Here is a 24,658-nt window from a genome sequence, read left to right as displayed (position 1 = left end):
CATTGATGGATGTTCCCGGACGGAAAATGAATTGGAAGACGATAAGGCGGCATAGCCGCCAACTCTCACAGTAAAAATGTGTCATCACTCGTCTTTGTTATTCAGGGGGCATCTATGTCTGTAAATGAAATACGTAACATTGGCTTTGTTGGTCAGAGCGGGGTTGGGAAAACAACATTAGTTGAGCGCTTGTTATACGAGGCTCATGCAACCACACATTTGGGCAGTGTGCAGCAGGGGGATACAGTGACTGACTTTGATGATCAGTCCATCCAGTACCAGCACAGTATTGAAGCTACCCCCGTTGCCTTAGCCTGGCATAAACACCGCATGAACATCATCGACACTCCCGGAATTCCCGAGCTGCTCGGCCGCTCATTAAGTATTTTCCCCGCAGTTGAAACTTCGGCACTGGTACTGGATGCCAATACTCCTCTCAATCAGGTATCAGAGCGTTTATTTGAATTTTCCCGGCAACAGCAAAAATGCCAGATGATTATCATCAACAAGATGGATTTGAATCCGAATTTATTGGCAGATTTTGTCGCGCAGTTATCAACACATTTTGGAAGCTGTTGTTTGCCAATCAATTTACCATCACAAGATTGCAGCAGTGTCGTCGATTGCTATTTTGCTCCTGATAATGATCAGCCGACGCTTTTCGACAGTGTTTCAGAGGCACATGAACGGCTTATTGATCAGATCATTGAAGTTGATGAAGAACTGATGGAGCTGTATCTCGAACAAGGCTCTGCGCTGTCCCCTGAACAACTGCATGACCCGTTTGAAGAAGCGTTGCGAACAGGTCACGTGATTCCTGTCTGCTTCGTGTCGGCAGATTCCGATGTCGGTATCGATATGCTACTGCGGATCATGGCGGAAATTATGCCGCAGCCGGAAGAAGGTAACCCGCCTTTACTGGAGAAAGACGGTAAGCAGATCAGTGTTGACTGTGATCAACTGGACCACAGCGTTGCTCATGTTTACAAGGTCAGTGTAGATCCTTATCTGGGAAAACTGGCTTATATCCGGGTGTTCCAGGGAGAGATTAATGCCGGTAGTCAGCTCTATATCGGAGAGAGTAACAAGGCATTTAAGGTCGGGCACCTGTATCAGTTGCAAGGTAAAAAGCGCATTGAAATCAGTAGCGCTAAAGCCGGTGATCTTTGTGTGCTGGCGAAAGTGGATGAGCTTGGCTTTGATTCGGTGATCCACGACTCCCATGACGAAGACGGCATTGTCATGAGCACCTTGTTTTTCCCGCAGCCGATGTACAGCTTAGCTATTCGGCCGATTAAGCGGGGGGATGAGCAAAAGCTTTCCGAAGTTTTACAGAAAATAGCGGCAGAAGATCCGACACTCCGGCTTGAGCATCGTACCCGAACCAATGAAACCTTGTTGAGCGGTCAGGGCGAATTCCATCTGAAGATCGCGCTGGAAAAAATGGAGGCGGTGTACAAATTAACCGTGGAGACTTTTCAGCCAAGCATTGAATACTACGAAACAATTACTATGCCGGCAGAAGGCCATTATCGGCATAAAAAACAAACCGGAGGTGCCGGACAGTTTGGTGAGGTGCAGTTGAAGGTTCGTCCGCTTGAGCCCGGAGCCGGGTTTAAGTTCGTCAATAAAGTGGTAGGCGGGGCCATTCCGACAGCGCTGATCCCGGCGGTAGAGAAGGGGATCAGGCAAGCGGTCGATGAAGGGGCTATTTCCGGTAACCCGCTCCGCGATATTGAAGTGACGGTCTATGATGGTAAATACCACTCGGTCGACTCGAAAGAGATAGCTTTTGTTATTGCCGGTAAGAAAGCTTTTCTGGATGCGGTGAATAACGCAAATCCGATAGTTCTGGAGCCGATTGTTGATCTGTCCCTGATGATACCGACTCCGGCTGTCGGCGATGTTACCGGTGATCTTTCTTCCAGTCGCGGCGTGATAGTCGGTACCGACGTAACACCAAATAACCAGACGGCACTTCAGGCAAAGGCTCCGCTTAATGAGCTTCAGGACTTTTCACAGCGCTTGCGTTCTATAACCGGCGGTGAAGGAAGTTTCAGTCTGGCGTTCAGTCACTATGAACCAGCACCGCCTAATGTTCAGAAACGTGTGTGCAGTGAGTCACAGGCTGCGAGTTAGTGGCTTTTGACCTGAGCAGATAATGATATAAACCATTAAATAACAATGTAATTAGCAGAAAGCAGTCAGTTGGCTGCTTTCTGTTGTCTCGGCTTCGGAGAACAAGCATGCTCGTGCAGTATTTATCAGATCTACACCTGGAGTTTATGGCAAGCCCGTGGGATTTCTCGTTGCCGGAGACAGATGCTGATCTGATTATTCTTGCCGGGGATATCGGAACCGGCTGTGAGAGCCGCTATATTGACTGGGTTCTGGCTGAAACAAAGGGCAAGCAGACGATAGTCGTGGCCGGAAACCATGAGCCTTATGGTTCCATTTTGCAGAAATGCCATAAAAACTGGCGAACGGCGACCCGTGGAACCCATGTTCACTTTTTAGAGCAAGAAGCGATAGAAATCGACCATGTCCGCTTTCTGGGTGCAACGCTCTATACCGACTACCGGATTGATGGTAATCCTATGGAAGCGATGAACCGGGCCGCGGAATGTATGAACGATCACCGAAAGGTTCATATGGATCCGCGAGGTTCCATGTTCAGACCGATTGATGCACTGGATATTCATTATCAGACCCTGCAGTTTTTAGAATCTGAATTACAAAGCGGTTATCAGGGGAAAACCGTTATTGTTTCCCACCATGCCCCGAGCGCAAAATGCTTTCCTGATGAAAATATCCCGCCACTTGCTGCCGCCTATGCCAGTAATCTTGAAGAACTGATGGAAAGATACGATATAGCCGCCTGGTTCCACGGCCATATACACAGCAGTACCGATTTGACCATTCACAATACCCGTGTGTTGGCTAACCCTCGCGGTTACTGGCCGATGCTGCTTAATGACGATTTTGATCCTGCCAGAACAATCGAAATCTGAATCCTGCCAAACGTAAACAATGTAAATCAAATGCCAATGAAAACAATTATCAATTAAATTGTGCTCATTAGATTTCTGTGGTTTTTGATGTGATTGTTCATGTTTCTAAAAACAAAGGCTGTTCAGCTATGGGCTCGTCGCCTTCATATCTACATATCAATGGCGCTGTTGTTTGTGGTGCTTTTTTTTGCTGTAACCGGCATCACCCTCAACAGGCCTGAACTTTACGTCAAAAGTAAGCCATCCGTCAGTGAAGTGACCCTGACATTGCCTGATGCATTAATCACCTCTGGCAGTCGACCGTTTGTGCCTGACGAGTCAGCGTTGATTGCGTTTCTGACCAGTGAAGGTGATGTTTCCGGTAAGCCTTCGGCCATGGAAGTGTTTACTGATGTGGAAGACGGCGAGTTAATCGAAGGGGAAATTACCCTTGATTATAAAGGTCCGGGGTTCAACGCATCGGTTTATGTCGACTTAATTAACCGTGAAGCCATTATCGAGAAAACCCATTACGGCGCTGTTGCTGTGTTCAATGATCTGCACAAAGGGCGTAACAGTGGTGAAGTGTGGAAGTGGTTTATCGATATCACCGCGTTGCTGATGATTTTCTTCGTACTGACAGGCGTTTGTTTGCTATTGCCGAAGAAAAAGACACTCAGTAATTCTTTGGTATGGACTGCTGTCGGTTCGCTTTCCACACTTCTGATTTTTCTTTGCGCAGTTCCCTAAGGTCAAACTCTGGGCCTGTGCCACTGTTTTGAAAGGATTTGTGATGACTTCTTTTGCTAAGTCACTTCTGGCTATGTCGGTGGCACTGCCGCTGGCTATTTCGGCTTCTGTTAATGCAAAGCCGCTTCCTCAATCTGCTGTGATGGACGTGGAATTTGAGCTGCCGAAAATTGAAACCTCTATGTATGCCCGCCCTTATGTGGCGGTATGGATTGAAGATGCCAATCGTAAGCCGGTTCGGACTGTTCAGCTCTGGGTTGGAAAGGACGAATGGCTGAAAGATTTGCGCAGCTGGTGGCGCAAAGTTGGGCGTTATGACCGTGAGCTGGTGGATGCGGTGACCTCGGCGACACGACCAGCCGGTGAATACCGTTTTGTCTGGAATGGTCTGGACGATAATGGGAACCGGGTAGAGCAGGGTGCGTACACCTTCTATGCCGAAGTAGTGCGAGAACATGGTGGTCGCAACTACCTTCGGCAGAAGCTGGAGTTGGGTGAAGCCGGGTTTACTCATGTTCTAACCCCGACCGAAGAAACTGGCGAGATCAAACTACGCTATCGGGTTCAATAACTTGAGCGTAAATGTAATGGATTAAACATATTTAAGAGTCTGATGATGATTAAAAATAACAAGATGAAAGCGGTCTCTCTGGCGTGTGCCATGGTTGCCGGTCTGGCGGTATCTGCAACAGCCAATGCTCACCCACGCTGGGTATTACCTTCGCACTTCACTGTGTCTAAAGAAGGTGGTGACTGGCTGACTTTCGATGTAACCGCTTCACACGGTACCTTTGTATTTGATAAGCCGGCCGGAAGTGAAACCGCTCAGGTTGTGATGCCTGATGGTCGAAAGGAACGACCGAATTTCGTGATTCGCGGTAAGCGCCGTTCGATGTTCGACTTCTACTTCGAAGAAGAAGGGACACATAAAGTGGCGATTAACGGCACACCGTCTTATTACACCCAGTATAAGGCCGGTAGACGTGACACGGTGAAGTGGATGAAAGCCACTAAAGCCGAACGTGATGAGTTGTTGCCGGCAAAATCCCGTGACGTTGTCACTCAGCTTGGTTTCACCCGTGCCGAAAGCTATGTCACGGTAGGAAAGCCGACAGAAAAAGCATTCGAGCTTGAAGGTAAATACCTCGAAATGCTACCGCTCACTCACCCGTCAGACATTATTGAGGGAGAGGAAGTAAAGTTTCAGTTCTTCTATAACGGCCAGCCTCAGCAAGGTGTCACCGCTGAAATCAATCGTGAAGGCACGCTTTATCGTAACCACCAGGAGCAAATTGATGTAGTCAGTGATGAAAACGGCATGGTGACATTCGTGCCGGCACAGGCTGGTCGCTGGCTGATGAAAGCAAACTATAGAGGCGACTTACCGAACAATCCGCTGGCTGATCGCGCCAGTGTTAATGTCCACCTGACTTTTGAAGCTGTACTTCAATAACTGATGATGGCCTGCTGAAGCAGGCTGTTTTTGCCTTTGTCTTATGTTCAAGAATTTGTTCAAGAGTGTATTCAAAGAATTGTTTGAGGATTTCATGAAAAAGCGTACCAGCCAGTTGCTTCTTTCGTTCTTGGCCCTGTTTTCTATGTCGGCACATGCGCACTTTCCGTTGATGAGTTGTTGGTTTGAAGCCGACAAAGTGATTTGCGAAGCCGGTTACAGTGATGGCAGCACCGCTGTTGATTATGACGTCGATATGTTCGATTACGACGATAACCTGATTGCCAAATCGATCACAGACAGACGTTCCATTGCCGAGTTTAAACGTCCGGATACAGATTTTTATCTGGTTTTTGATGCCGGACATGAAAGCCCGGTTGAAGTTGATGTTGTCGAGATTTCAGAGAAATGATCACTGAATCAGTCATACCCGATGACGGAGGCCGGGAAGGCAAATGGGTGGCTCTTTCTATAGCCGTTATTTTGTTGGTCGCCGCGATTTTGCTGCCTTATCACCAGAGTGTTTCTGATAAGCAGGAGTTGGCCGCCCATCAAATTTCGCTGGCAAATCTTGAAGCGCAGGAACTGGCGATGATTGGCGATCTTCGGCTCGCTCATGAAGAGATTCGTAATCTTCATCAGGACAGCATTGAGTTTGATGATAAAGATATCTGGCCGTCGATTACTGAACTGGAAGCTTTGTGGTTAGCTCCTTTTGTTAAAGATAAAAGCTGGCAACACAAAGGTGAACACCTTTGGCACCAGGTCGCCCCCGGCATCTATCAGGGACTTCGCCAGTCAGAGCAGGGAGCCGTGTCTGTAATTCTGAGCTGTCATGCTCAGGAACCGGATGTTTGGATTGATTTCAATCTGCAAGCCACGCCTTTTGAAGGTGATGTCTATCAGCAGGGGATGTCGCTATCTGATTCAGCCTTGATTAAAGCAGGGTGGCAGCAAGTTGCATTTATTGACCACCAGGACACTCACAACCATTAATTTTCCCTTTCATTGTGTCAACAACGACGATGTAAACCACGTTATGAAACAGTTATTACAAAGACAGTTGGTTAAAAAGTTTTCAACAAAACTCAGTTTGCTGAAAGTGGTATCTGTACTCGGCCTGCTGCTGACCAGTCTGACCGCGCAGGCTGCAGATAAACTCACGATCGGCATTACTCTTCAGCCTTATTACAGCTATGTAAAGGCGGTTGTCGGCGACAAGGCAGAGGTATTACCGCTGGTAGACGCCGGTTTTAATCCACATAACTATCAGCCGCAACCTAACGACCTCCGCCGCCTGAAGCAGATGGATATTATTGTGGTAAATGGCATCGGTCATGATGATTTTGCTTTGAAAGTAATTAAAGCGGCTAATCGTGATGATTTGATAGTGATTGAAGCCAATAAAGATGTACCGTTGCTACCTGCCATGGGTCAGTCTGTCGGTGACGGTGCGGTAAATCCTCACACTTTCGTCGGTTTATCGACCACTATCCAGAAGGTTTACACCATTGCAAATGAACTGGCGAAAATTGATCCGGATAATGCCCGTTTCTACCGTAAAAATGCCCGCAGCTATGCGGCAAAATTCCGTAAACTCAAACACAGCGCGATGATGACGCTGGGAGACTTGGATACCAGCGGTATGGTTGTGGCGACCACGCATAATGCTTATGGATATCTGCTGCAGGAATTTGGTGTTGATGTGGCTGCGGTTATCGAACCTGCTCACGGGGTTGAGCCTAGCGCCAGCCAGTTGCAGGAAACGATAGAGAAGATCCGTAATTCCGGCATTGATGTACTTTTTTACGAACTCAACATGCCAAACCGTTATGTCGATACCATCGAAAAAGCGACCGGCGTTCAGCTTTATCGTTTTTCACACATGACTCATGGTCCGTATGAAGCGGATAAAGTCGAAGTCGAGATGAAAGAGAACTTGGATACTCTGGTTCGGTCGATGAAGTTTGCTGCTGAAAACACAGTGAAAAGCGTGGCTGTAAATAAGGATGGCAAATAATGGGTCCGGGTATTCACCTTAATAATGTTGGCCTGAAATATGGCGACAACATCATCCTGCACGATATCAATCATGTGTTCGCGCCGGGGCAATGCCATGTAGTGATGGGGCCAAATGGCGGCGGTAAGACATCGTTGCTTCGCTCGGTTTTAGGCTTAACGCCGTTCAGTGGAGAGATCCGGGTTCAGTGGCCGGGAGAGCAGAAAGGCAAAGTCGGTTATGTTCCTCAGAAAGCGACTTTTGAGTCCAGCCTGCCTTTGACCGTGATGGATTTTATCTTGTTGAATCAGACAAGAATGCCTTTGTTCTGGCCAAAATGGCGTCGTCGATCAAAAGCGAAATCATATGCTTTACAGCAGCTGGAACGTGTTGGTATGGCAGAAAGAGCGGATCGCAGGATGGGACAGCTATCAGGTGGTGAACAACAGCGGGTGCTTTTTGCTCAGGCGCTTTTGGATAATCCGGATTTGTTGGTGCTGGATGAGCCGACAACCGGCATGGACGAACAGGGGGTTCGGTATCTTGAATCTTTGATGCATGAGTTAGTTGCTGAAGGGAAAACCGTTCTGGCTGTTCATCATGATGTAACAGCAGTAAGGCGCCTAAATGCTCAGGTACACGTTGTAAACCGCCAGTTGGTTGATAGCGGTTCTGTTTCCGATGTATTGATTCCGGAAAAAATTGAGCGTTTGTTCAATCACTATAGTGCTCCGTCATTACCTTCGAAGACCAATTTGGAGGATGCGGCATGATGGATATCATTCGCACCTGGGCACAGTCTGGTGTTAACTCAGGCTTGCTTAGCGAAAGCTTCTCCTATGCCTTTATGGTCAATGCGGTAGTGGCTGCTTTGCTGTTAGGACCTTTACTTGGCGGTTTGGGAACCTTAGTTATCGCCAAGCGACTGGCATTTTTCTCCGAAGCGGTTGGGCATGCGGCTCTGACCGGTATCGCACTGGGTGTACTTCTTGGTGAACCACCGGAAAACCCGATGATAGGGTTGTTCAGCTTCTGCATGATTTTCGCGTTATTACTGCATTTCGTACGTAATCGAACCAATGTGCCTTATGACACGCTGGTTGGGGTATTCCTTGCTCTAGCATTGGCTGTAGGGGCAGCGTTGCTGATGTATGTCGCCCGGAAGATAAACATCCACATGCTGGAAAACGTGTTATTTGGTTCGATTCTGACGGTATCTGATCAAGATCTGCTGATTCTGGCGTTGAGTTGCCTGCTAATTGTGTTGCTGTTGATCCCGACCTTTAACCGGATACTGCTGACGTGTATCAACCCGGATATCGCCAAAGTCCGGGGTTATGCGACCAACTTTTATGACTATCTGTTTGTCATGATGATCACTCTGGTCACGATTGCATCGGTCAAAATTGTCGGTGCTGTTCTGGTGGGGGCTTTGCTGCTGATTCCCGGCGCGACGGCCCGCTTACTGACCAAAAATATGGGGAGTTTTGTATTGATGTCAGCTCTGCTGGCAACTATCAGCTGTCTGGTTGGAACAATTCTGCCGATGGAGTTAAAGCTTCCGGTTCCTTCAGGAGCCGCAATCATTATCGTCTCGGCTTTGTTTTTCTTAAGTGCCACTTGTTTCCGCATTGTTCGCAAGGGATAAATGAAAATGACGTTATTATCGAAAAAGGCGCTGTTGAATCTGAGTTGGCTGCTTGCCGTTGGTTGTGGGCTATTCGCTTCGTCACTGACACAGGCAAAAGATATTCTGACTGATACTCCTGTAACTTACATGCTTGCCACTGAACTGACGAAAGGAACAGCGATAACAACCAGCTATCTTCCTCCTAAGCGATATGGTGTACAACGAATGCCTAACTGGTTTAATAGTAAAGGCGCGGAGTTGACAGCTAAAGCAGCGAAACAAGCAAAAGTGGTGATTACATTAGGTGCGATTTGGCCACAAGACCCGTTATATGTTCATGCCCGCATGGGAAATATCGGAATAATTGAAATTGATGCTTCACAAGCTATATCTCCACGAGCGCAGGGAGTGGCATCTTTACGATTAGAGGACGGTTCGACCTCTTTATTCGCCTGGTTAAACCCGACTAATTTGGCGCGTATGACTGCGATTGTTAGTGATGACTTGCAACGGGTATGGCCTAAGGCATCCGCGAGCATCGAAGTTAATAAGCAAAAATTGATGCTGGATATTCGTCAGTTGATCAATCAGCAGCAAAATGCGTTGTTTGATGCAGACGTTCATTCGGTTGTTCTACTTTCGACAGAACTTGAAGATTTTGCATCAGGCAATCAGTTATTTGTTGTTGACCGATTTACTGCACCTGAACTTGAGTGGACTGAAAAAGATAAGACAGCATTAGTTCAATTGCTGAATGACGATGAATCGCTTTGGCTGCTGACTGCAAGAAAACCAAGCAAAGTGTTAAAAGCTTTGGTTCCTAACCCTGAGCGTATCTTAGTCGTCGACAGTGTTGACCGTTGGGGAAGGTCTGGCATTGACTCTGACTCACCATTACAACGTTGGCAACTACAGCTCTAAAATAGATTTATTTTGTAACAGACGAAAGCACCTAATAACGAAGGGCTTCAGCATTAGCTGAAGCCTTTTTGGTATTAAAATAGGTGTTGTTTCATTTGTTAGTAGAATGCTTTTGCAAGTATCAATATTGTTTGCAAATTAAACAACCGAGCTTTTGATTCCCACTATTTCTCACAAAATGACTATCCCTGAAAGCAAAATAATGATGCTTTGTATTACAATTGCACATCATCAATATGCACCAAGGGATTTCAGTATCTTAGGCGGTAGCATGTCACTATTTTGAATTTAAGTCTTATCCAGCGGGCTTTTTACTCCGGTTTTATGAAGCCCCGCAACATGGGTATAGATTTGTGTTGTCTTTATATCTGAATGTCCCAGCAACTCCTGAATATTTCTGAGGTCAGTTCCGCTTTCGAGCAGCCTGGTCGCGAATGAGTGTCGAAAAGTGTGACAGCCCGCTTTTTTAATAATTTGTGCTGCTCGTATACCTTTCATGACATGCTTTTGAACAGCGCGATCAGTTATGTGATGACGCATAACCCTTCCTGATCTCGGGTCAGTGCTTAATTTTGGGGCCGGGAACAAGTATTGCCAACCCAAGCCTCTAGCCTGCGTTGGAAATTTCCTAGCGAGGGCATAAGGCATGTAAACTTCGCCGAACCCATTATCGAGATCGCGCTCATGCAGTATATTAACCATGGCTATTTGTTGCTGAAGTTGGGCATGGAGAGAATTCGGCAACAGTGTTTTTCTGTCCCGGTTTCCTTTGCCATTTCTTACTGTGACAGAGCTTGCTTCAAAGTCGACATCTGCAATCCTGAGCCGACATGCTTCATTGATTCGCAAGCCACTCCCATACATAAGCTGTGCAATAATTTTTGACGGTAATGGTAAATGATCTATAACAGCTAATGCTTCAGAGTGGGAAAAGACCTCTGGCACTTTTGGACCTTTCTTCGCACGTTTGAAACTCAGTGATTCAGTATTTTGTTTTAATAACTCCCGACAGAGAAATACGAGTGCGTTAAGAGCTGTTTTCTGAGTATTCGGTGAGACATTTTGCTTGGTGACTAAATGGTTCAGATAACGGCAGATATCTTTGGCTGAGATATCCTGTCTTGACTGGTAACCACAAAACTTAATGAAACTCCGAATCCAGTGCAGATAGGTTTTCTCCGTTGAATAAGAAAGACCGCGAACACGAATAAATGATGTAACCTCGGTAATAAAGTTACTATTGATTGATGAAATAGGGTGGGGAATATCTTTCATTTATCTGTTCATCCATACAGTAATTTTAATTCAGGCTAGATGACGTATCATTTCAAAGCAATATCAACATCCTTTGAGTTCGCTGATTTAGAGTGTCTATCGCACCAGAATGAAAAGTTGTTGTTTATCAGTTGAATGAAAGTGGTAGCAGAAAAAGGTGATACACGAACCTCGTTCGGTGTATCTGCTCTTTGAGTAGCACGTTTTTGTCTTTAGCCTTCTGTTTTTATTGATTAAAATGTGAAGGAATGGCAGGGAGGGATTACGAATAAAATATACGAACGAGATATGCGAACTTTGTTCGTTGAATATAATGTTATGTTTAATTAGATAATAAGAAAGTGATATGGAAATATTTGAGTATATTCCTCCATCGGATGATGAAATTGCAGCAGCACAACAGAAGCTAGGTATGCTTTTTTCTACCGAATATGTTGAGTTTATTAAATCAGGGTATGATCTTGGAGATTCTGTACTTGAAGCTCTGGAAATTGATAACCCTGGAAGTCATGTAGATATATTTGAGGCTTTAGAAAGCGCACGTAAATACTACGATCTACCAGAAAACCTTCTACCAATATGTGAAGATAACTCAGATTACTTTTGCTTAAATGAAAAAGGTGAAGTGGTCTTTTGGTCGCATAATGGGGCAACTGATGAGAAGTGGTCAAGTATCGAAGCTTGGCGATCACAGATGATTCTTGAGGCAAGTGATTGACTTTAAACATAACAAGGCAATCAAGGTGATGCGTTACGCTCGGCGGTTTTGGTACGGAGTTCGATGGGCTTTGTTGGTTCAGTGGGGCACACCTTATTGCGGGCGTTATGGCTTAAAAGCACAGGCAACGTGGTGTTCGCTTCAATGTCTGCGGGTCAAGCTTAGCGGCTATTTAGCCGAACTTCTTGGGCGATATAACTGAACGCTTTCAGTTTATAACGAACTGTGAATTTAGCTGGTTTTGTCCGCAGCACGCTTGATTTTCCAGTTGCTCTCGCTGTCAGAAATGCCAGAAACATCATCGAAAGAAAACCCTCTAAATTAGGCTTCGGATTATCCAGTTTTAATTCTTATAAAATTTATCCGAAGCTACTGATTTATATCTGTTGGTAAAGAGCCATTCCTTGTCCAATGGCTACTGATCCAATTCCTTTGAAAACCACCCGCACAAAATCCATTCAAAAGAGACTAGGTGCCTAATATTTAAGGCCAAAATTGAGCGATTTCAAACTTATACCTTTTGTTTGTTGTATGATGCCTTAATCATATGGCAGGTTAATAATTCTGTTCGGCGGTAGCGTGCCAAATTCAAGTTAACTGATGAAATATAGCCATAACAAAGGCATCAAGGTGACACGTTACACTCGGCAGTTTTGGTATGGAGTTTAGTGCGCTTGGTAGGTTCGGTGTTGGTGCACCTTATGCCCGGCGTTATGCACTCACTGCACTCTTATTTAGGAGGAATACATGAGTTGGGACCCAAAAAAAGCTAGAAATCTATTAGATAAGTCCAGTTTAACGACATATTTAAATGAAATGGATAAGCTGGTTTCATATAAAATGTTATCAGGGAGAGAGCTTGCCCTTATTGAAGAAAACAAATTCAAAGTGTCCATATATGTTGAGATTGCCCCATCTGAATTAGACGATGTTATTTTAACTAAAACCTATGAGCCTACTAAGAATAAACGTGGTCGGCACTCAAACTTAGAACTGATCACAAGTAAGCTAGGGTTTAACAATGAAGCTCACCTGCTGCATGTACAAAGTGAAACGGGATTGATTAATTTACTTGACTGGTATCAGCGCGCATAACAAGGCAATCAAGGTGACCCGTTACACTCGGCGGTTTTGGTATGGAGTTCAGTGTGCTTTGTTAGTTCAGGGCGGGGCACCTTATTGCGGGCGTTAGGCATGCTGAAAAGCCACTATGTTTTTATTGGTTGTTTCTTCGCTCAAGAACGATGCCACAAAGGGCATTCGTTCATCGTAAGGCTGTCCATAAAGTATGGCGAAACGCAGGTTATCTGATTCATTGCGGCCTTTAACTCTGGCAATGAACCACCGCATTATTCATCGTTACAATGCAGTGAAAGGGCTGTCGGTTTCTTTGGTTATCAATCCAGAGATGCAGCCTAAATGAACTCCTCACTAGGTTGTCATGCAATTGTATTTGGTTCAAATCGTTGATAGTTAATGGGAAAATATAATTTCGAGGTTGTTGTGTCCCATGTTTGAAGGCGGGATGCGTTGAGAGTTCATCTCCAAAGTTAGGACAGCGCACATGGAAATGCCTAACAAAGGCATCAAGGTGACTTGTTACACTCGGCATTTTTGGCGTCGAGTTCGGTGCGCTTGGCTGGTTCTGTGGGGCGCACCTTATGCCAGGCGTTATAAATCAGAACACTGGCAACAAGGATCGCTGGTAGTTCTGTGGGTCAAGCTTAGCTGCTACCAAGCCGATCTGTTTGGGCTGTATTTCTGATCGTTGCCAGTTTACCGTGGAAAGGAAGCCCGCTGGTTTAGTCCGCAGCACGTTTGATTTGCCAGTAGTTCTCGCTGTAAGTAATGCCTGAAACTTCATCGAATGAAAGGTCACACCTTTGGGCTATGGATTATCAAGTTTCAATCCTGGGTAATTATTCCCGAGACTTCCGATTAAAACAGTTGGCAAAGAGCAGTTCTTTGTCCAGAGGCTCCGGATTTTGTTATTTGGTTCCGAAAGTTACGATCCAATGCCAAACCTGATTTCAAAGGTAGGGTAGGATATTTGGCTTCTGGGCAGTTAAAACTGTTAGCGGTAGCGTTTCTTGTAATAGGCTGTAATTTAAGCGTTTTTTATAACAAGGCAATCAAGTTGACGCGGACGCACGGCGGTTTTGGTATGGAGTCCGGCGCGCTTGGCTGGTTCAACGTGGCGCAACTTATCGCAAGCGTTATGGCTTAAAAGTACAGGCAACGTGGTGTGCGCTTCAATGTTTGCGGGTCAAGCTTAGCGGCTATTTAGGCAAACTTCTCGGGCGATATAACTGAACGCTTTCAGTTTATAACGAACTGTGAATTTAGCTGGTTTTGTCCGCAGCACGCTTGATTTCCAGTTGCTCTCGCTGTCAGAAATGCCAGAAACATCATCGAAAGAAAACCCTCTAAAATAGGCTTCGGATTGTCCAGTTTCAACTCTTATAAAATTTATCCGAAGCTACTGATTTATACCTGCTGGTAAAGAGCCATTCTTTGTCCAATGGCTACTGATCTAATTCCTTTGAAAACCATCCGCACAAAATCCATTCAAAAGAGACTTGGTGCCTAATATTTAAGGCCAAAATTGAGCGATTTCAAACATATACCTTTTGTTTGTTGTATGATGCCTTAATCATATGGCTGGTAAATAATTCTGTTCGGCGGTAGCGTGCCAAATTCAAGTTAACTGCTTGAAATCTAGCCATAACAAAGGCATCAAGGTGACACGTTACACTCGGCAGTTTTGGTATGGAGTTTAGTGCGCTTGGTAGGTTCGGTGTTGGTGCACCTTATGCCCGGCGTTAGCACCTAAGAGCACATTAGTTGTGAGTTGATAAATTAAACTGTTAATCATAAGGATTGAGTGATGAATCAGTGTTATAGCCCAAATAACTTAAAGATACGTAGGGCGCTTCTGGGCGATATAACCCAGATGGTTCATGTCGAGCAAGAGTCGGGTGCTGTCTTTTCTGAAATGCCATTCGATTTTTTGAGTTGTCTACCAGAAAATCTTCCTTTACATAGCAAAGAATTTTATGAAAGGGCAGTAAGAAACAATGGTGCGTGGTTGGCAGAACTAGATTCAGAAGTTATAGGTTTTATATGTGCTGAAAACATTGAGGATGAGTCTTCAATTCACATATCAGAGTTTGCTGTGGATTATAATCACCAAAGGAAAGGTATAGGAAATCAGCTAATAAGCTTTGTTATTAATTATGCTAAAAATGCAAATAAACACCTTACATTAACAACTTTCTCCAATGTCCCGTGGAACGCTAAATATTATAGAAAGTTAGGGTTTATAACCTTAAAAGATCATGAACTGAACGATAGGCTAAAATTGGTGCTTGAGCATGAAGTTAAAATAGGGCTACCGCAACAATATCGCTGCGCAATGAAACATACAGCCTAGTAATTTGACACCATGAGAGTGCTAACAAAGCAATCAAGGTGACCCGTTACACTCGGTGGTTTTGGTATGGAGTTCAGTTTGCTTTGCTAGTTCGGTGTGGGGCACCTTATCGCAGGCGTTAGGCATGCTGAAGAGCGACTCTGTTTTTATTGGTTATTTCTTCGCTCAGGAACGATGCCACAAAAGTCATTCGTTCATCGCAAGGCTGTCCATAAAGAATGGCGAAACGCAGGTTGTTTTTTTGTTGTTGCCTTTAGCTCCGGCAATGAATCATCGCATCAATCAACGTTACAATGAAATGAACGGATTGTCGGTTTCTCAGCCTATTAGTCCGGCGATGCAGCCCTAAGAAACACTTCATCAGGTTGTCATGCAAATGTATTTTGTTCAAAGCGTTGATAGTTCATGGAAAAATACAATTTCGAGGTTGTATTTTTCCATGTTTGAAGACGGGATGCGTTGAGAGTTCACCTCTCAAGTTCGGACAGCGCACATGGAAATGCCTAACAAAGGCATCAAGGTGACACGTTACACTCGGCAGTTTTGGTATGGAGTTCGGTACGCTTGGTTGGTTCGGTGTTGGTGCACCTTATCCCCGGCGTTAGGCCTTCTTAGGTGAATCGGAAAATTAAGGAATGGAATGCGGTACATTATAGGTTTGTTACTTTCATGTGTGGCTTGTTCAAGCTTCTCCAAAACATTAGATATTTATGATGCCAGCAGAGATAGGCATATCCCTATTTCAGTGGATTTTCCTAGTGAAAGGATTAATTGCTCAACATCAAAAAAATGTAATGTTGCTTTTATTAGCGCAGGAAACAGGGTTCCATACTTAAAGTATCAATTTATCACTCAATTATTGAATTCGATGAATTATCTAACTGTTGCAGTTGACCATGAATTACCAAGTGATCCGCCACTATCGAGAAAAGGTGATTTGTACAAAACGAGAATTGAGAACTGGCAACGTGGTGCTACGACGCTAAACTTTTTACAACATGAGTTACCATCACGTTTTCCTGAGTATGATTTTCATAATCTAACGCTAGTAGGTCATTCAAATGGCGGTGATATATCAGCATGGTTAGCTAATGAAGGTAAGTCATATGTAAATAAAGTTATAACTCTAGATAATCGTAGAGTTACCTTACCCAAGACTACACAGGTCCAAGTACTTTCAATAAGAGCTACTGAGTACCCAACGGTTGAAAGTGTTTTATTAACGAAAGAAGAGCAGAACAAGTACCATAGTTGCGTAATCGAAATAGAGAATTCAAAACATATGGATTTGTCAGATTATGGCGTAACTCTGGTCAAGAAAAAAGTTGGGTCTTTGGTTAAAGGCTTTTTGTCTGGTAAAGACTGCAACATATTGAAAGCACAGGCCTAACAAAGCAATCAAGGTGACCCGTTACACTCGGCGGTTTTGGTATGAGGTTTGGTGTGCTTTGTTAGTTTAGTGCAGGGCACCTTATTGCAGGCGTTATGGCTTAAGGAAGTATATGAGAAACCTATCAATAATTGCGTTTAGCCTTTTATTTTTTTCTTCTTCTTTATTCGCGGATGAACGCACGGACTTGGAGCAAAAAATAGCAGAAGTAATGGATATCGAAGGGTTGGCGGATAAATCTGTCTCTATTTACAGAGTTGAGTTGTTGCGTCTTTATCCATCATTATCACCAGCGTATCTTGACTCTGAGTTTGAACAAGTTTTTGAGTTTGGTAAACAGCGCTACATAGAATCATATATGAAGGGATATTCTGTATATAGCGACAATGAACTGCGCGAGCTTATCAAGTTTTATGAAACTGATTTTGGTCAGTGGTACTTGGAGAAAGCGCTAAAGTTCAACGCTACTGCTCAAGCTGATATGGGTAATGCCGCTAAAGACTTTAATGATGCATTTATTAAGCGAGCAAGTGAATTGCAGGGGCAGCCATAACAAGGCAATCAAGGTGATGCGTACACTCGGCAGTTTTGGTATGGAGTTCGGTGTGCTTTGCTGGTTTGGTGGGGCACACCTTATCGCAGGCGTTAGGCACTTAATAAAATATGTAAATCCTTCTTAAATCTTTCGTAGTTTCTCGCAAAAGATAGTTAGCTTGATATTTATATACTGTCGCTTGCGTATCATCATTGCCACATGATTACTTCAAGTAGGTGACATCGATGGGAGATTCAACGTGGAAAGTGGTTTTTGGTGAGACAGGAACTACGAATGACTCTGTTTATACACAGAAAGTCACAATTTTCAGTGCAAATGGTGAAGTGCTCGGTACTTTTAAAGGCAGTTCAACCCCCAATCCTTTCAAGCCAAGTGATCCGTCAATAAAAGGAGAAGAGGCATATCCTTTCATTAGTGAAGGTTCATATGGGGTAACCCATGGTACTCATAAAGGTAAGCCTGCTCTTGTTGTCAATAACAATCAATTTGTTCCTACTCGCAACAAGAATCCTAATTTTCCAGATTATGGAAAAAGAGCAAACTATATTCATGTTCATTGGGGGTATAAGACTACATGGAAAGGTTCAGCTGGTTGTCCGACAATTCATCCTGGTCAATGGAAAGACTTCTTGGCAAAAGTACCAAGTGGTTCAGGAATCTTAGTGGTGCCATAATTTGTTTTGCGTCTTTTTCGGTTGTTGCATCTGACGGAGCAGATGTTGCGACGGAATATCAGTTACTTTCAAAACAGTATGAGCAATATTATTTAAATAGTCGTTTAGATGATGCTATGGAAGTGGCTCTTAAGCAGTTGGATATGGATCCAAGTGATTCAGTTGCTTTTTTACGGCTAGCATTATCAATCCGTGGTTCATGTGACCAAGTAAAGCCGTATTACAGTCAATATGGTTCAATGAATCAGTTTAAAGATGTAACAGGTTTAGCGAGGACGATCATTCAGAAAGAGTGTGGTATAGACCTGTGAGTTGTGCCTAACAAAGGCATCAAGGTGACTTGTTATACTCGGCATTTTTGGTATGGGGTTCGGTGCGCTTGGTAAATTCATCGTGGCGCACCTTATGCCAGGCGTTATATTTTCAATGGCGATTAAATTATGAGAGATGTTTTGAAAAGATTAGATGAAAAGATATATGAAGCTAACAAGATAAAAGGTGATGGTTTTATAGAGTATTGTATTTGGATTGATGATAAGAATGAAAAATACATTCAATTATTAAATAATGATATTGAAACTAAAAGAAAAGGTACTTTTTCTAAGGATGTAGTTTATTCTGTTTCCAAATATAAAGACTACAAGGATGTTCCAATAACAAAGCCTGTAGGAATTAACCTGAAAACAGGTGGTGAAAAACTCGATAATAACAATGGTACTTTTTTTAGAGCGGCTTTAAAACATTATTGTGAACAATAAAATATAACAAAGCAATCAAGGTGACCCGTTACACTCGGCGGTTTTGGTAGAAAGTTCAGTGTGCTTTGTTGGTATCGAGTAGGGCACCTTATTGCAGGCGTTAGGCATGCTGAAGAGCGACTCTGTTTTTATTGGTTATTTCTTCGCTCAAGAACGATGCCACAAAGGTCATTCGTTCATCGCAAGGCTGTCCATGAAGTATGGCGAAACGCAGGTTGTTTCTTTAGTTGCTGCCTTTAGCTCCGGCAATGAACCATTGCATTATTCAACGTTACAATGAAATGAACGGATTGTCGGTTTCTCAGCCTATTAGTCCGGTGATGCCGCCTTAAGAAACACCTAATCAGGTTGTCATGCAAATGTATTTGGTTCAAATCTCTGATAGAACAGGGGAAAATACAATTTCGAGGTTGTTGTATCCCATGTTTGAAGATGGGATGCGTTGAGAGTTCACCTCCCAAGTTCGGACAGCGCACATGTAAATGCCTAACAAAGTCATCAAGGTGACTTGTTACACTCGGCTGTTTTGGTTTGGAGTTTGGTGCGCTTGGTAGGTTAGTCGTGGCGCACCTTATCCCAGGCGTTATATTTCCTGAATATTGCCTCTAACACATTGTTTTAGTAAGCTTACCGTGATGATTTGTTCTTGATTTTTCAAGCTGATTAAAAAGGGTAAAAGAGTGAATGAACAGTGGCCTTATTGGGCACAAAATCTATCCATCGTGTTTTCTGGTATTGGAATTATAGTTTCTTTATTTCTATTATATGAAGCAAAAGAAATTAGAAAATCCTTCAAGAGAAAAGCAACATTACCAGCGTTAAATAAAAGGTTGTTAGAAAGTAGTCGGTTGTTAAATGAGTTGTTATCACAGCGTCGTGATAATTGGGATGCTAAGAAATTCTCAGTTGAGTTAACTAAGCTTCAAGCTTGCCTTGAGCAATCAAAAGATACGCTTAAAGACGAAGATAGAAAGTCTGTAGAAAAATACATCAATGATATTAAGAGTTTCACGAGATGTAGTACTCAAAGTGATGCATGGTATTTTTATGAGCAACTTCAATATATAGCAACGAAGTTAGAACAAACAGAGCAGAATTTAGCGTGGGACTAAGATGAGTATATTTGGGTCAAAAGAAATTAAGCTAATTGTCAAGTTTCAAAAACTAACATCTCAAGGCGATTTAAACTGGCATATTATTGATGCACCAAAAACATTAGTTAGTGCAACAGACGATTTTATACCTATTTGTTACTCTACAGAATATGAAGGGAAAAAATTTATTATCTATAGCCGTAGGTATCAAAATTACTCACCAGAGTTTGAACAGCTTTATTTTGAAGAGCGTGTAGAAATAGCAATGGTTGATTTTGTTGGTAGAGTTTTGTGGGAGTATACTGGAAGCGCTACTGTCTTAACTGATCTATTTTCAATTGTGAAGCATCAAACATCTGGTATTGATGACATTTTTGACAAGCTCTAATACAGAAATATAACAAAGCAATCAAGGTGATGCTTTACACTCGGCGGTTTTAGTATGGAGTTCGGTGTGCTTTGCTGGTTCAGTGGGGCACACCTTATTGCAGGCGTTATGTGCTTCTCTTAAGTGTTTGATTTTAAATATGTGTCAGGTGTTTGTCACCTTAGTGTCGTTACCTTTTGGTAGTTTATGGGGCAATGTGGTTTCACATCAAAGGAGGTAATGATGAAACTAAGGAAATTAAGGTTATCGAAAGCTTGGTCTCAAGAACAATTAGCTGAAATGACAGGTTTGAGTGTTCGTACAATTCAGCGAATTGAAAGAGGGCAAAAGGCAAGTTTTGATTCGTTAAAGTCCTTAGCTGCAGTCTTTGATGTTCATGTCAATGAATTACAAGAGGTTGATTGCAGTATGGATACCAACGCAAATCAGAAAGATGAGCTGGCAGTAGTCGAATACGTTAGAGATTTGAAAGGGTTTTATTCCCATCTAACAAATTATTTGGTCGTCATCTTTATTTTGTTCTTAATAAATTTACTTACAGACTCCAGCTATATTTGGGCTATTTGGCCGGCATTAGGCTGGGGTATCGGTGTGCTTAATCATGCTGCTCATGTCTATGAATGGTTTAATTGGTTCAATGAGCGCTGGGAGAAAAAGCAAATAGAAAAGCGATTAGGACGGAGATTATAGATAGTTCGCACATAACAAAAAGCACCATGCGACCCGTTTTACTCGGCAGCTTTGGTATGAATTGGCTTTGGTGTTTACGGTAGTCAATTTTGTTATTTGCGGTAACGGGCGCATGTGCTTAGGCGTTATATCGCTCTTTTTAAAGGTATTTTCCAGTGGTTTTTATCGAACAGAAACGATGCCTCTTTGGCCATTCGTCTGTCGCCAGGCTGTCCAAGAGGTGTGGTGAAAAGCAGGTTGCTAGGTTTTTTGCTGCCTCCGCTCTCAGCGGTGAACCACCGTATTTCTCAACTTGATTCTGGAATAATCGGTTGCCGGCTCCTAGACCTATTGGTTCAGTGCTGCAGCCGAAGAAAGTCCACATCAGGGTGTCATGCAAATTGTTGATTCAAGGCTGCAGAAGTGAAATTAACCATCAAGGACTGTAAGCTGTGGCTTAAGTTTTAAGTTATTGTATTTGTTGTGCTTTTATAACAAGGCCATCAAGTTGACGCTTACACTCGGCATTTTTGGTATGGAGTCCGGCGCACTTGGTTGGTTTATCGGGGCGCAACTTATGGCTGGCGTTATGGCACAAAAAGCACAGGCAACGTGGTTTTTGCTTCAAGCTCTGCGGGTCAAGCTTAGCGGCTACCAAGCCGAACTTTTCAGGCGATATAACTCTGAACGCTATTCGGTATAACGAACTGTGAATTTGGCTGGCTTTGTCCGCAGCACGCTTGATTTTAATGTTGTGTTTGCTGTCAGAAATTCCAGAAACTTCATCGAAAATCAGCTTTTAAATTTTGACTAAAGGCTAACAGATTTCAGTTTTCACAAATCTTCCCGAAGCTTCCGATTTATATCTGTTGGTAAAGAGCCATTCTTTATCCAGTGGCTACTGATTTTACGAGTTGGTTCATGAAGTTATGTGTTAATTTCTGTTCGGGTTTTTACTGTAGGGTAAACTGGCTGGTGTTTGAACAGATATTTCTGTAGCGGTAGCGTATCTGGTAAGTGACTAAATTTCCATGAGTTTGCCATAACAAAGCAATCAAGGTGACGCGTTACACTCGGCGGTTTTGGTTCGGAGTTCAGTGCGCTTTGTTGGTTCAGTGGGGCGCACCTTATTGCAGGCGTTATGCCTAAGAAAAGGTCAAATATATGACATACGATTGGAATCATTTCAAAAGTTGGGTGGGGAAAAATACTAGCGGTACAAAAAATATTACTTTTGAGGACAAAGTGATGCAACATGGAAGCTAAAAACAAGTAGTTCTGAGGGTAAGGCTATAAGTATGCAAATCTACCTCAGTGAAATAATGTACGATGTAAATTATCAGTTTTCTACAATAGATACCCCCGTTAATTTGCAAAATGGTACTGAGTTTGGAGCGTTACTTGCTCGATTACAGCATCATGGTTTTCCTACCCCTTTGCTTGACTGGACTTTATCTCCATATATTGCCGCATATTTTGCATTCAAAGGGGCACCCTTAGCTCCTAAGCCTTTAGATTCAGTTTCTATATTTATGTTTGACATCGATAGGTGGGTTTCGGAAGTAAAGCCATCGAATAACCTTCTTGATTCGAATTTGTTTGTAGGTGATTTTGTTCCATATGCTACAAATAACCAAAGAATGGTTCGACAAATGGGCGTTACTACAATTACCAATGTAGCAGATATACAAACTTTCATTATGAGTAAAGGGCAGCACTACTTGTTCAAAATTGACATGCCTGCATCTGAACGTAATATTGCAATGAAAGAACTAAACCTCATGGGTATCAATGATCGAACAATGTTTCCAGATTTTGATGGTTTATGTAAACATTTAAAAGAAGTGCATTTCGACAATAAGCAAAAATACCATTACCACCACCTCCACTAGTACCACCACCGCCACTAAAGGCATAACAAGGCAATCAAGGTGATGCCTTACACTCGGCGGTTTTAGTATGAAGTTTGGTGTGCTTTGTTGGTTCGGTGGGGCACACCTTATTGAAGGCGTTATGTGCTATAAAGCTTAAAAAAAACCTCACAATTAAATCTATTCTATTAATTTGTGTTATAAATCAACATGTGCAATTGGTTTATTACTGTGAGGATGATGTTATGGGACGAGTTGCAAATTCAGCTGCAACATTTGGTGGAATAGGTAGTGGAATAGCCGGTGTATCAAGTGGCGCAGGGATAGTATCCGATGTTGTCAATGGAGTGAGTACAATTAGAGTATTTGGATACACTGCAGTGCAGGTATCTACACTCGTTATCTTTTTATTGGTATTGGCTCTTAGCTATTATTTATTTCTTAAGAAGAATAGTGAGAGTAAAAAGGTTACGTTAGTTGAAATGGTAAAAGTTTTTGCGCTTAGCTTACTAGTTACTTTTTTGGCTTGGATAACTGTTGGTGTCTATAAGAATCAGCCTGAGCGAATTTTTGAAACTGCTGGTGTAAAAGGTGAGCTTATAGGGTGTTATCAGTCCGGAAGTGCGTTAAGGTGTGATTTTACCTTAATGAATATTAAGCAAAAAGGTAGTATTAAGTTCAGTGTTCAACGAACGTCTTCTTCCATAGTCGTACCATCAGGTACTTCTTTAACACCTTATCAAATGAGTGTTGGTGATAAAACTCAAGATCATACACACGGTATGATTGTAAACTTACCTCATTCGGCTCAAGCTGATATATCTTTTGATTTTAGGCTACCTGATGATAGCAATATAGACAAAATTCAGGGGTTAGAGTTCGTAATGTCAATTAATGGTATTACTGAGGTCAATAACTTGACGGACATATGGATCGAACCAGGTTATTAAAACGCACATAACAAAGCAATCAAGGTGACCCGTTACATTCGGCGTTTTTGGTATGAAGTTCGGTGTGCTTTGCTGGTTTAGTGCGGGGCACCTTATCGCAGGCGTTAAATGCCCAAGGAAATATTCGAATGAATCAACTAACAGTAACTATCGATCTTGAAGATTATACGGCAGGGTTGACAGGTAAACTTGATCTGAATGGTTTCAGTGGTTATGGCGAAGGTTGGTTTAATCTCAGTGAGATTGAGAACTTCTGTGATTCACTTGAACAAGTTGTCAACAAAGTTGAGGGAACAACAAAGTTAATTGCGGGACAGAGAAATCTTGATGGTAGTGAGTATTTAGAGCGGTTAGGTTTACGATGTTCTGTCATTGCTAAAACTGGAGTTTTCAGTATTCACATAAGCTTATCTGATTACCCATATACAGGTTGCCGGCCCGAGGAAATTCGTAAAATTACTGGTGAAATAAAAGCAGATACTCGAAAGGTACTGAACTTTGTTTCTCAGCTACGGAAGTTATGCATCGGTAAGAATACAGAGGCAATACTTGTTGCAAATGGGTAGGCCACTGGCTTTGAGTTCGGGGCATTTAACAAAGGTATCAAGGTGACGCGTTACACTCGGCATTTTTGGTATGGAGTTCAGTGGGCTTGGTGAGTTCGTCGTGGCGCACCTTATCCCAGGCGTTATGCCTCTAAAAGCGAGGTGTTTTTTATACAAGGGCTACAGCGCAAATGAACACCATTTCTCAGGCAATTTCGTTCATCAACCGGCTGCTCCTTGAGTTCATCGAAATGTCGGTTGGTAATGTATTTGCTGCCATCAGTATCGAGTAGGGTTACTCATGCTTAACTCGATGCGTTTTTTGGCTGAAACGGTGTTTCACTTGGCTATCAGTTTGGCGTTTGCAGCCTGTGTTACTCCGCATTTGTTGTCATGCAAATTTGGTGTGCTCAAAGTCGCTGAAAGTTAGCAGGAATATTTGAGTTGGTGATCGCTGTAAGTTTTGTCGCAAGGGCATCACGCGTAGCTTGTTTTGCTGCCAAGATAGTGAGGCGTTTTTGGTGAGGCATAACAAGGCAATCAAGGTGATGCCTTACACTCGGCGGTTTTGGTTCGGAGTTCAGTGTGCTTTGT

General features: G+C 43.1%; 29 protein-coding genes. 28 read left to right on the top strand and 1 reads right to left on the bottom strand.

The features are described from left to right. Window positions 1-114 precede the first annotated feature (114 nt). The 11 genes from fusA to AACQ93_RS22215 all read left to right on the top strand — a co-directional run bounded on the left by fusA (window position 115) and on the right by AACQ93_RS22215 (window position 9,743). Window positions 115-2,139, top strand: a complete 2,025-nt coding sequence (gene fusA / locus AACQ93_RS22265; RefSeq protein WP_064608984.1) for an elongation factor G — start codon at window positions 115-117, stop codon at window positions 2,137-2,139. Window positions 2,140-2,246: 107 nt separating this feature from the next. After that, entirely contained in the window at window positions 2,247-3,011 is a 765-nt protein-coding gene (locus tag AACQ93_RS22260) for a metallophosphoesterase (RefSeq protein ID WP_064608982.1), read from the top strand. Window positions 3,012-3,110: 99 nt separating this feature from the next. Next, a complete protein-coding gene (locus tag AACQ93_RS22255; protein ID WP_064608980.1) occupies window positions 3,111-3,740 on the top strand; it encodes a PepSY-associated TM helix domain-containing protein in 630 nt (209 codons plus the stop codon). 43 nt (window positions 3,741-3,783) lie between these two features. Then, on the top strand, window positions 3,784-4,311 hold the full coding sequence (locus AACQ93_RS22250) for a DUF2271 domain-containing protein (protein ID WP_064608978.1): 528 nt from the start codon (window positions 3,784-3,786) through the stop codon (window positions 4,309-4,311). Window positions 4,312-4,356: 45 nt separating this feature from the next. Continuing rightward, window positions 4,357-5,193 (top strand): DUF4198 domain-containing protein, encoded by an 837-nt coding sequence (locus AACQ93_RS22245; protein WP_064608976.1) that lies wholly within the window; start codon window positions 4,357-4,359, stop codon window positions 5,191-5,193. Between the two features lie 94 nt (window positions 5,194-5,287). Beyond that, the gene (locus AACQ93_RS22240; RefSeq protein WP_064609688.1) at window positions 5,288-5,605 is read left to right on the top strand and encodes a hypothetical protein; all 318 of its coding nucleotides are present in this window, start codon (window positions 5,288-5,290) and stop codon (window positions 5,603-5,605) included. Continuing rightward, window positions 5,602-6,189, top strand: coding sequence for a DUF6162 family protein (locus tag AACQ93_RS22235; RefSeq protein ID WP_064608974.1), 588 nt, complete (start codon window positions 5,602-5,604; stop codon window positions 6,187-6,189). The genes AACQ93_RS22240 and AACQ93_RS22235 overlap by 4 nt, the downstream gene beginning before the upstream one ends. 43 nt (window positions 6,190-6,232) lie before the next feature. Next, window positions 6,233-7,213: a metal ABC transporter solute-binding protein, Zn/Mn family gene (locus AACQ93_RS22230; RefSeq protein WP_064608972.1), complete on the top strand. Its 981-nt coding sequence runs from the start codon at window positions 6,233-6,235 to the stop codon at window positions 7,211-7,213. Further along, window positions 7,210-7,965, top strand: coding sequence for a metal ABC transporter ATP-binding protein (locus AACQ93_RS22225; RefSeq protein WP_198160284.1), 756 nt, complete (start codon window positions 7,210-7,212; stop codon window positions 7,963-7,965). The genes AACQ93_RS22230 and AACQ93_RS22225 overlap by 4 nt, the downstream gene beginning before the upstream one ends. Further along, a complete protein-coding gene (locus AACQ93_RS22220; protein WP_064609687.1) occupies window positions 7,965-8,840 on the top strand; it encodes a metal ABC transporter permease in 876 nt (291 codons plus the stop codon). Before AACQ93_RS22225 ends, AACQ93_RS22220 begins: the two co-directional genes overlap by 1 nt. Before the next feature lie 6 nt (window positions 8,841-8,846). Next, entirely contained in the window at window positions 8,847-9,743 is an 897-nt protein-coding gene (locus AACQ93_RS22215; protein ID WP_064609685.1) for a hypothetical protein, read from the top strand. A 288-nt stretch (window positions 9,744-10,031) separates the two neighbouring features. Here AACQ93_RS22215 and AACQ93_RS22210 read toward each other — a convergent pair whose 3' ends face one another. Next, on the bottom strand, window positions 10,032-11,018 hold the full coding sequence (locus tag AACQ93_RS22210; protein ID WP_064608967.1) for an integron integrase: 987 nt from the start codon (window positions 11,016-11,018) through the stop codon (window positions 10,032-10,034). Between the two features lie 346 nt (window positions 11,019-11,364). Between AACQ93_RS22210 and AACQ93_RS22205 the strand changes: the two genes are divergently transcribed. From AACQ93_RS22205 to AACQ93_RS22125, 17 genes are all read left to right on the top strand, one after another. Further along, window positions 11,365-11,736, top strand: coding sequence for an SMI1/KNR4 family protein (locus AACQ93_RS22205; protein ID WP_064608965.1), 372 nt, complete (start codon window positions 11,365-11,367; stop codon window positions 11,734-11,736). Window positions 11,737-12,483: 747 nt separating this feature from the next. Then, window positions 12,484-12,831: a hypothetical protein gene (locus AACQ93_RS22200; RefSeq protein ID WP_064608963.1), complete on the top strand. Its 348-nt coding sequence runs from the start codon at window positions 12,484-12,486 to the stop codon at window positions 12,829-12,831. Between the two features lie 1,792 nt (window positions 12,832-14,623). Further along, complete coding sequence (locus AACQ93_RS22195) at window positions 14,624-15,169, top strand: GNAT family N-acetyltransferase (RefSeq protein WP_084419404.1); 546 nt, start codon at window positions 14,624-14,626, stop codon at window positions 15,167-15,169. Window positions 15,170-15,293: 124 nt separating this feature from the next. Continuing rightward, complete coding sequence (locus AACQ93_RS22190; protein ID WP_064608959.1) at window positions 15,294-15,518, top strand: hypothetical protein; 225 nt, start codon at window positions 15,294-15,296, stop codon at window positions 15,516-15,518. A gap of 291 nt (window positions 15,519-15,809) precedes the next feature. Further along, on the top strand, window positions 15,810-16,559 hold the full coding sequence (locus AACQ93_RS22185) for an alpha/beta hydrolase (protein WP_064608957.1): 750 nt from the start codon (window positions 15,810-15,812) through the stop codon (window positions 16,557-16,559). A gap of 112 nt (window positions 16,560-16,671) precedes the next feature. Beyond that, window positions 16,672-17,112: a DUF2059 domain-containing protein gene (locus AACQ93_RS22180; RefSeq protein WP_064608955.1), complete on the top strand. Its 441-nt coding sequence runs from the start codon at window positions 16,672-16,674 to the stop codon at window positions 17,110-17,112. Between the two features lie 227 nt (window positions 17,113-17,339). Beyond that, window positions 17,340-17,789 (top strand): hypothetical protein, encoded by a 450-nt coding sequence (locus AACQ93_RS22175; RefSeq protein WP_064608953.1) that lies wholly within the window; start codon window positions 17,340-17,342, stop codon window positions 17,787-17,789. Beyond that, entirely contained in the window at window positions 17,732-18,100 is a 369-nt protein-coding gene (locus AACQ93_RS22170; RefSeq protein ID WP_157097638.1) for a hypothetical protein, read from the top strand. The genes AACQ93_RS22175 and AACQ93_RS22170 overlap by 58 nt, the downstream gene beginning before the upstream one ends. Before the next feature lie 129 nt (window positions 18,101-18,229). Next, window positions 18,230-18,547, top strand: a complete 318-nt coding sequence (locus tag AACQ93_RS22165) for a hypothetical protein (RefSeq protein ID WP_064608949.1) — start codon at window positions 18,230-18,232, stop codon at window positions 18,545-18,547. 106 nt (window positions 18,548-18,653) lie between these two features. After that, window positions 18,654-18,827: a hypothetical protein gene (locus AACQ93_RS22160; protein ID WP_157097637.1), complete on the top strand. Its 174-nt coding sequence runs from the start codon at window positions 18,654-18,656 to the stop codon at window positions 18,825-18,827. A gap of 400 nt (window positions 18,828-19,227) precedes the next feature. Next, complete coding sequence (locus AACQ93_RS22155) at window positions 19,228-19,659, top strand: hypothetical protein (RefSeq protein WP_064608947.1); 432 nt, start codon at window positions 19,228-19,230, stop codon at window positions 19,657-19,659. Between the two features lies 1 nt (window position 19,660). After that, the gene (locus AACQ93_RS22150) at window positions 19,661-20,029 is read left to right on the top strand and encodes a hypothetical protein (protein WP_064608945.1); all 369 of its coding nucleotides are present in this window, start codon (window positions 19,661-19,663) and stop codon (window positions 20,027-20,029) included. A 222-nt stretch (window positions 20,030-20,251) separates the two neighbouring features. Then, window positions 20,252-20,719, top strand: coding sequence for a 2TM domain-containing protein (locus AACQ93_RS22145; protein WP_007471464.1), 468 nt, complete (start codon window positions 20,252-20,254; stop codon window positions 20,717-20,719). A 487-nt stretch (window positions 20,720-21,206) separates the two neighbouring features. Then, the gene (locus AACQ93_RS22140; protein ID WP_157097636.1) at window positions 21,207-21,401 is read left to right on the top strand and encodes a hypothetical protein; all 195 of its coding nucleotides are present in this window, start codon (window positions 21,207-21,209) and stop codon (window positions 21,399-21,401) included. A 595-nt stretch (window positions 21,402-21,996) separates the two neighbouring features. Then, window positions 21,997-22,590, top strand: a complete 594-nt coding sequence (locus AACQ93_RS22135) for an FRG domain-containing protein (protein ID WP_064608943.1) — start codon at window positions 21,997-21,999, stop codon at window positions 22,588-22,590. Window positions 22,591-22,814: 224 nt separating this feature from the next. Continuing rightward, the gene (locus tag AACQ93_RS22130) at window positions 22,815-23,519 is read left to right on the top strand and encodes a hypothetical protein (protein ID WP_157097635.1); all 705 of its coding nucleotides are present in this window, start codon (window positions 22,815-22,817) and stop codon (window positions 23,517-23,519) included. A gap of 128 nt (window positions 23,520-23,647) precedes the next feature. Beyond that, window positions 23,648-24,085 (top strand): hypothetical protein, encoded by a 438-nt coding sequence (locus AACQ93_RS22125; protein ID WP_064608939.1) that lies wholly within the window; start codon window positions 23,648-23,650, stop codon window positions 24,083-24,085. Window positions 24,086-24,658: the final 573 nt, after the last annotated feature.

Origin of the sequence: Photobacterium sp. J15 (assembly GCF_963870815.1) — a bacterium.
Classification (GTDB): Bacteria; Pseudomonadota; Gammaproteobacteria; order Enterobacterales; family Vibrionaceae; genus Photobacterium; species Photobacterium marinum.
The sequence above is the reverse complement of the archived record's forward strand: the minus strand, read 5'-3'. Positions and strand labels throughout refer to the sequence as shown.

Excerpts from the sequence above, each read along its gene's own strand:
- fusA (WP_064608984.1), top strand. The coding sequence starts at position 115 with ATGTCTGTAAATGAAATACGTAACATTGGCTTTGTTGGTCAGAGCGGG.
- AACQ93_RS22260 (WP_064608982.1), top strand. The coding sequence starts at position 2,247 with ATGCTCGTGCAGTATTTATCAGATCTACACCTGGAGTTTATGGCAAGC.
- AACQ93_RS22255 (WP_064608980.1), top strand. The coding sequence starts at position 3,111 with ATGTTTCTAAAAACAAAGGCTGTTCAGCTATGGGCTCGTCGCCTTCAT.
- AACQ93_RS22250 (WP_064608978.1), top strand. The coding sequence starts at position 3,784 with ATGACTTCTTTTGCTAAGTCACTTCTGGCTATGTCGGTGGCACTGCCG.
- AACQ93_RS22245 (WP_064608976.1), top strand. The coding sequence starts at position 4,357 with ATGATTAAAAATAACAAGATGAAAGCGGTCTCTCTGGCGTGTGCCATG.
- AACQ93_RS22240 (WP_064609688.1), top strand. The coding sequence starts at position 5,288 with ATGAAAAAGCGTACCAGCCAGTTGCTTCTTTCGTTCTTGGCCCTGTTT.
- AACQ93_RS22235 (WP_064608974.1), top strand. The coding sequence starts at position 5,602 with ATGATCACTGAATCAGTCATACCCGATGACGGAGGCCGGGAAGGCAAA.
- AACQ93_RS22230 (WP_064608972.1), top strand. The coding sequence starts at position 6,233 with ATGAAACAGTTATTACAAAGACAGTTGGTTAAAAAGTTTTCAACAAAA.
- AACQ93_RS22220 (WP_064609687.1), top strand. The coding sequence starts at position 7,965 with ATGGATATCATTCGCACCTGGGCACAGTCTGGTGTTAACTCAGGCTTG.
- AACQ93_RS22215 (WP_064609685.1), top strand. The coding sequence starts at position 8,847 with ATGACGTTATTATCGAAAAAGGCGCTGTTGAATCTGAGTTGGCTGCTT.
- AACQ93_RS22210 (WP_064608967.1), bottom strand. The coding sequence starts at position 11,018 with ATGAAAGATATTCCCCACCCTATTTCATCAATCAATAGTAACTTTATT.
- AACQ93_RS22205 (WP_064608965.1), top strand. The coding sequence starts at position 11,365 with ATGGAAATATTTGAGTATATTCCTCCATCGGATGATGAAATTGCAGCA.
- AACQ93_RS22200 (WP_064608963.1), top strand. The coding sequence starts at position 12,484 with ATGAGTTGGGACCCAAAAAAAGCTAGAAATCTATTAGATAAGTCCAGT.
- AACQ93_RS22195 (WP_084419404.1), top strand. The coding sequence starts at position 14,624 with ATGAATCAGTGTTATAGCCCAAATAACTTAAAGATACGTAGGGCGCTT.
- AACQ93_RS22190 (WP_064608959.1), top strand. The coding sequence starts at position 15,294 with ATGCTGAAGAGCGACTCTGTTTTTATTGGTTATTTCTTCGCTCAGGAA.
- AACQ93_RS22185 (WP_064608957.1), top strand. The coding sequence starts at position 15,810 with ATGCGGTACATTATAGGTTTGTTACTTTCATGTGTGGCTTGTTCAAGC.
- AACQ93_RS22180 (WP_064608955.1), top strand. The coding sequence starts at position 16,672 with ATGAGAAACCTATCAATAATTGCGTTTAGCCTTTTATTTTTTTCTTCT.
- AACQ93_RS22175 (WP_064608953.1), top strand. The coding sequence starts at position 17,340 with ATGGGAGATTCAACGTGGAAAGTGGTTTTTGGTGAGACAGGAACTACG.
- AACQ93_RS22170 (WP_157097638.1), top strand. The coding sequence starts at position 17,732 with ATGGAAAGACTTCTTGGCAAAAGTACCAAGTGGTTCAGGAATCTTAGT.
- AACQ93_RS22165 (WP_064608949.1), top strand. The coding sequence starts at position 18,230 with ATGAGAGATGTTTTGAAAAGATTAGATGAAAAGATATATGAAGCTAAC.
- AACQ93_RS22160 (WP_157097637.1), top strand. The coding sequence starts at position 18,654 with ATGCTGAAGAGCGACTCTGTTTTTATTGGTTATTTCTTCGCTCAAGAA.
- AACQ93_RS22150 (WP_064608945.1), top strand. The coding sequence starts at position 19,661 with ATGAGTATATTTGGGTCAAAAGAAATTAAGCTAATTGTCAAGTTTCAA.
- AACQ93_RS22145 (WP_007471464.1), top strand. The coding sequence starts at position 20,252 with ATGAAACTAAGGAAATTAAGGTTATCGAAAGCTTGGTCTCAAGAACAA.
- AACQ93_RS22135 (WP_064608943.1), top strand. The coding sequence starts at position 21,997 with ATGCAAATCTACCTCAGTGAAATAATGTACGATGTAAATTATCAGTTT.
- AACQ93_RS22130 (WP_157097635.1), top strand. The coding sequence starts at position 22,815 with ATGGGACGAGTTGCAAATTCAGCTGCAACATTTGGTGGAATAGGTAGT.
- AACQ93_RS22125 (WP_064608939.1), top strand. The coding sequence starts at position 23,648 with ATGAATCAACTAACAGTAACTATCGATCTTGAAGATTATACGGCAGGG.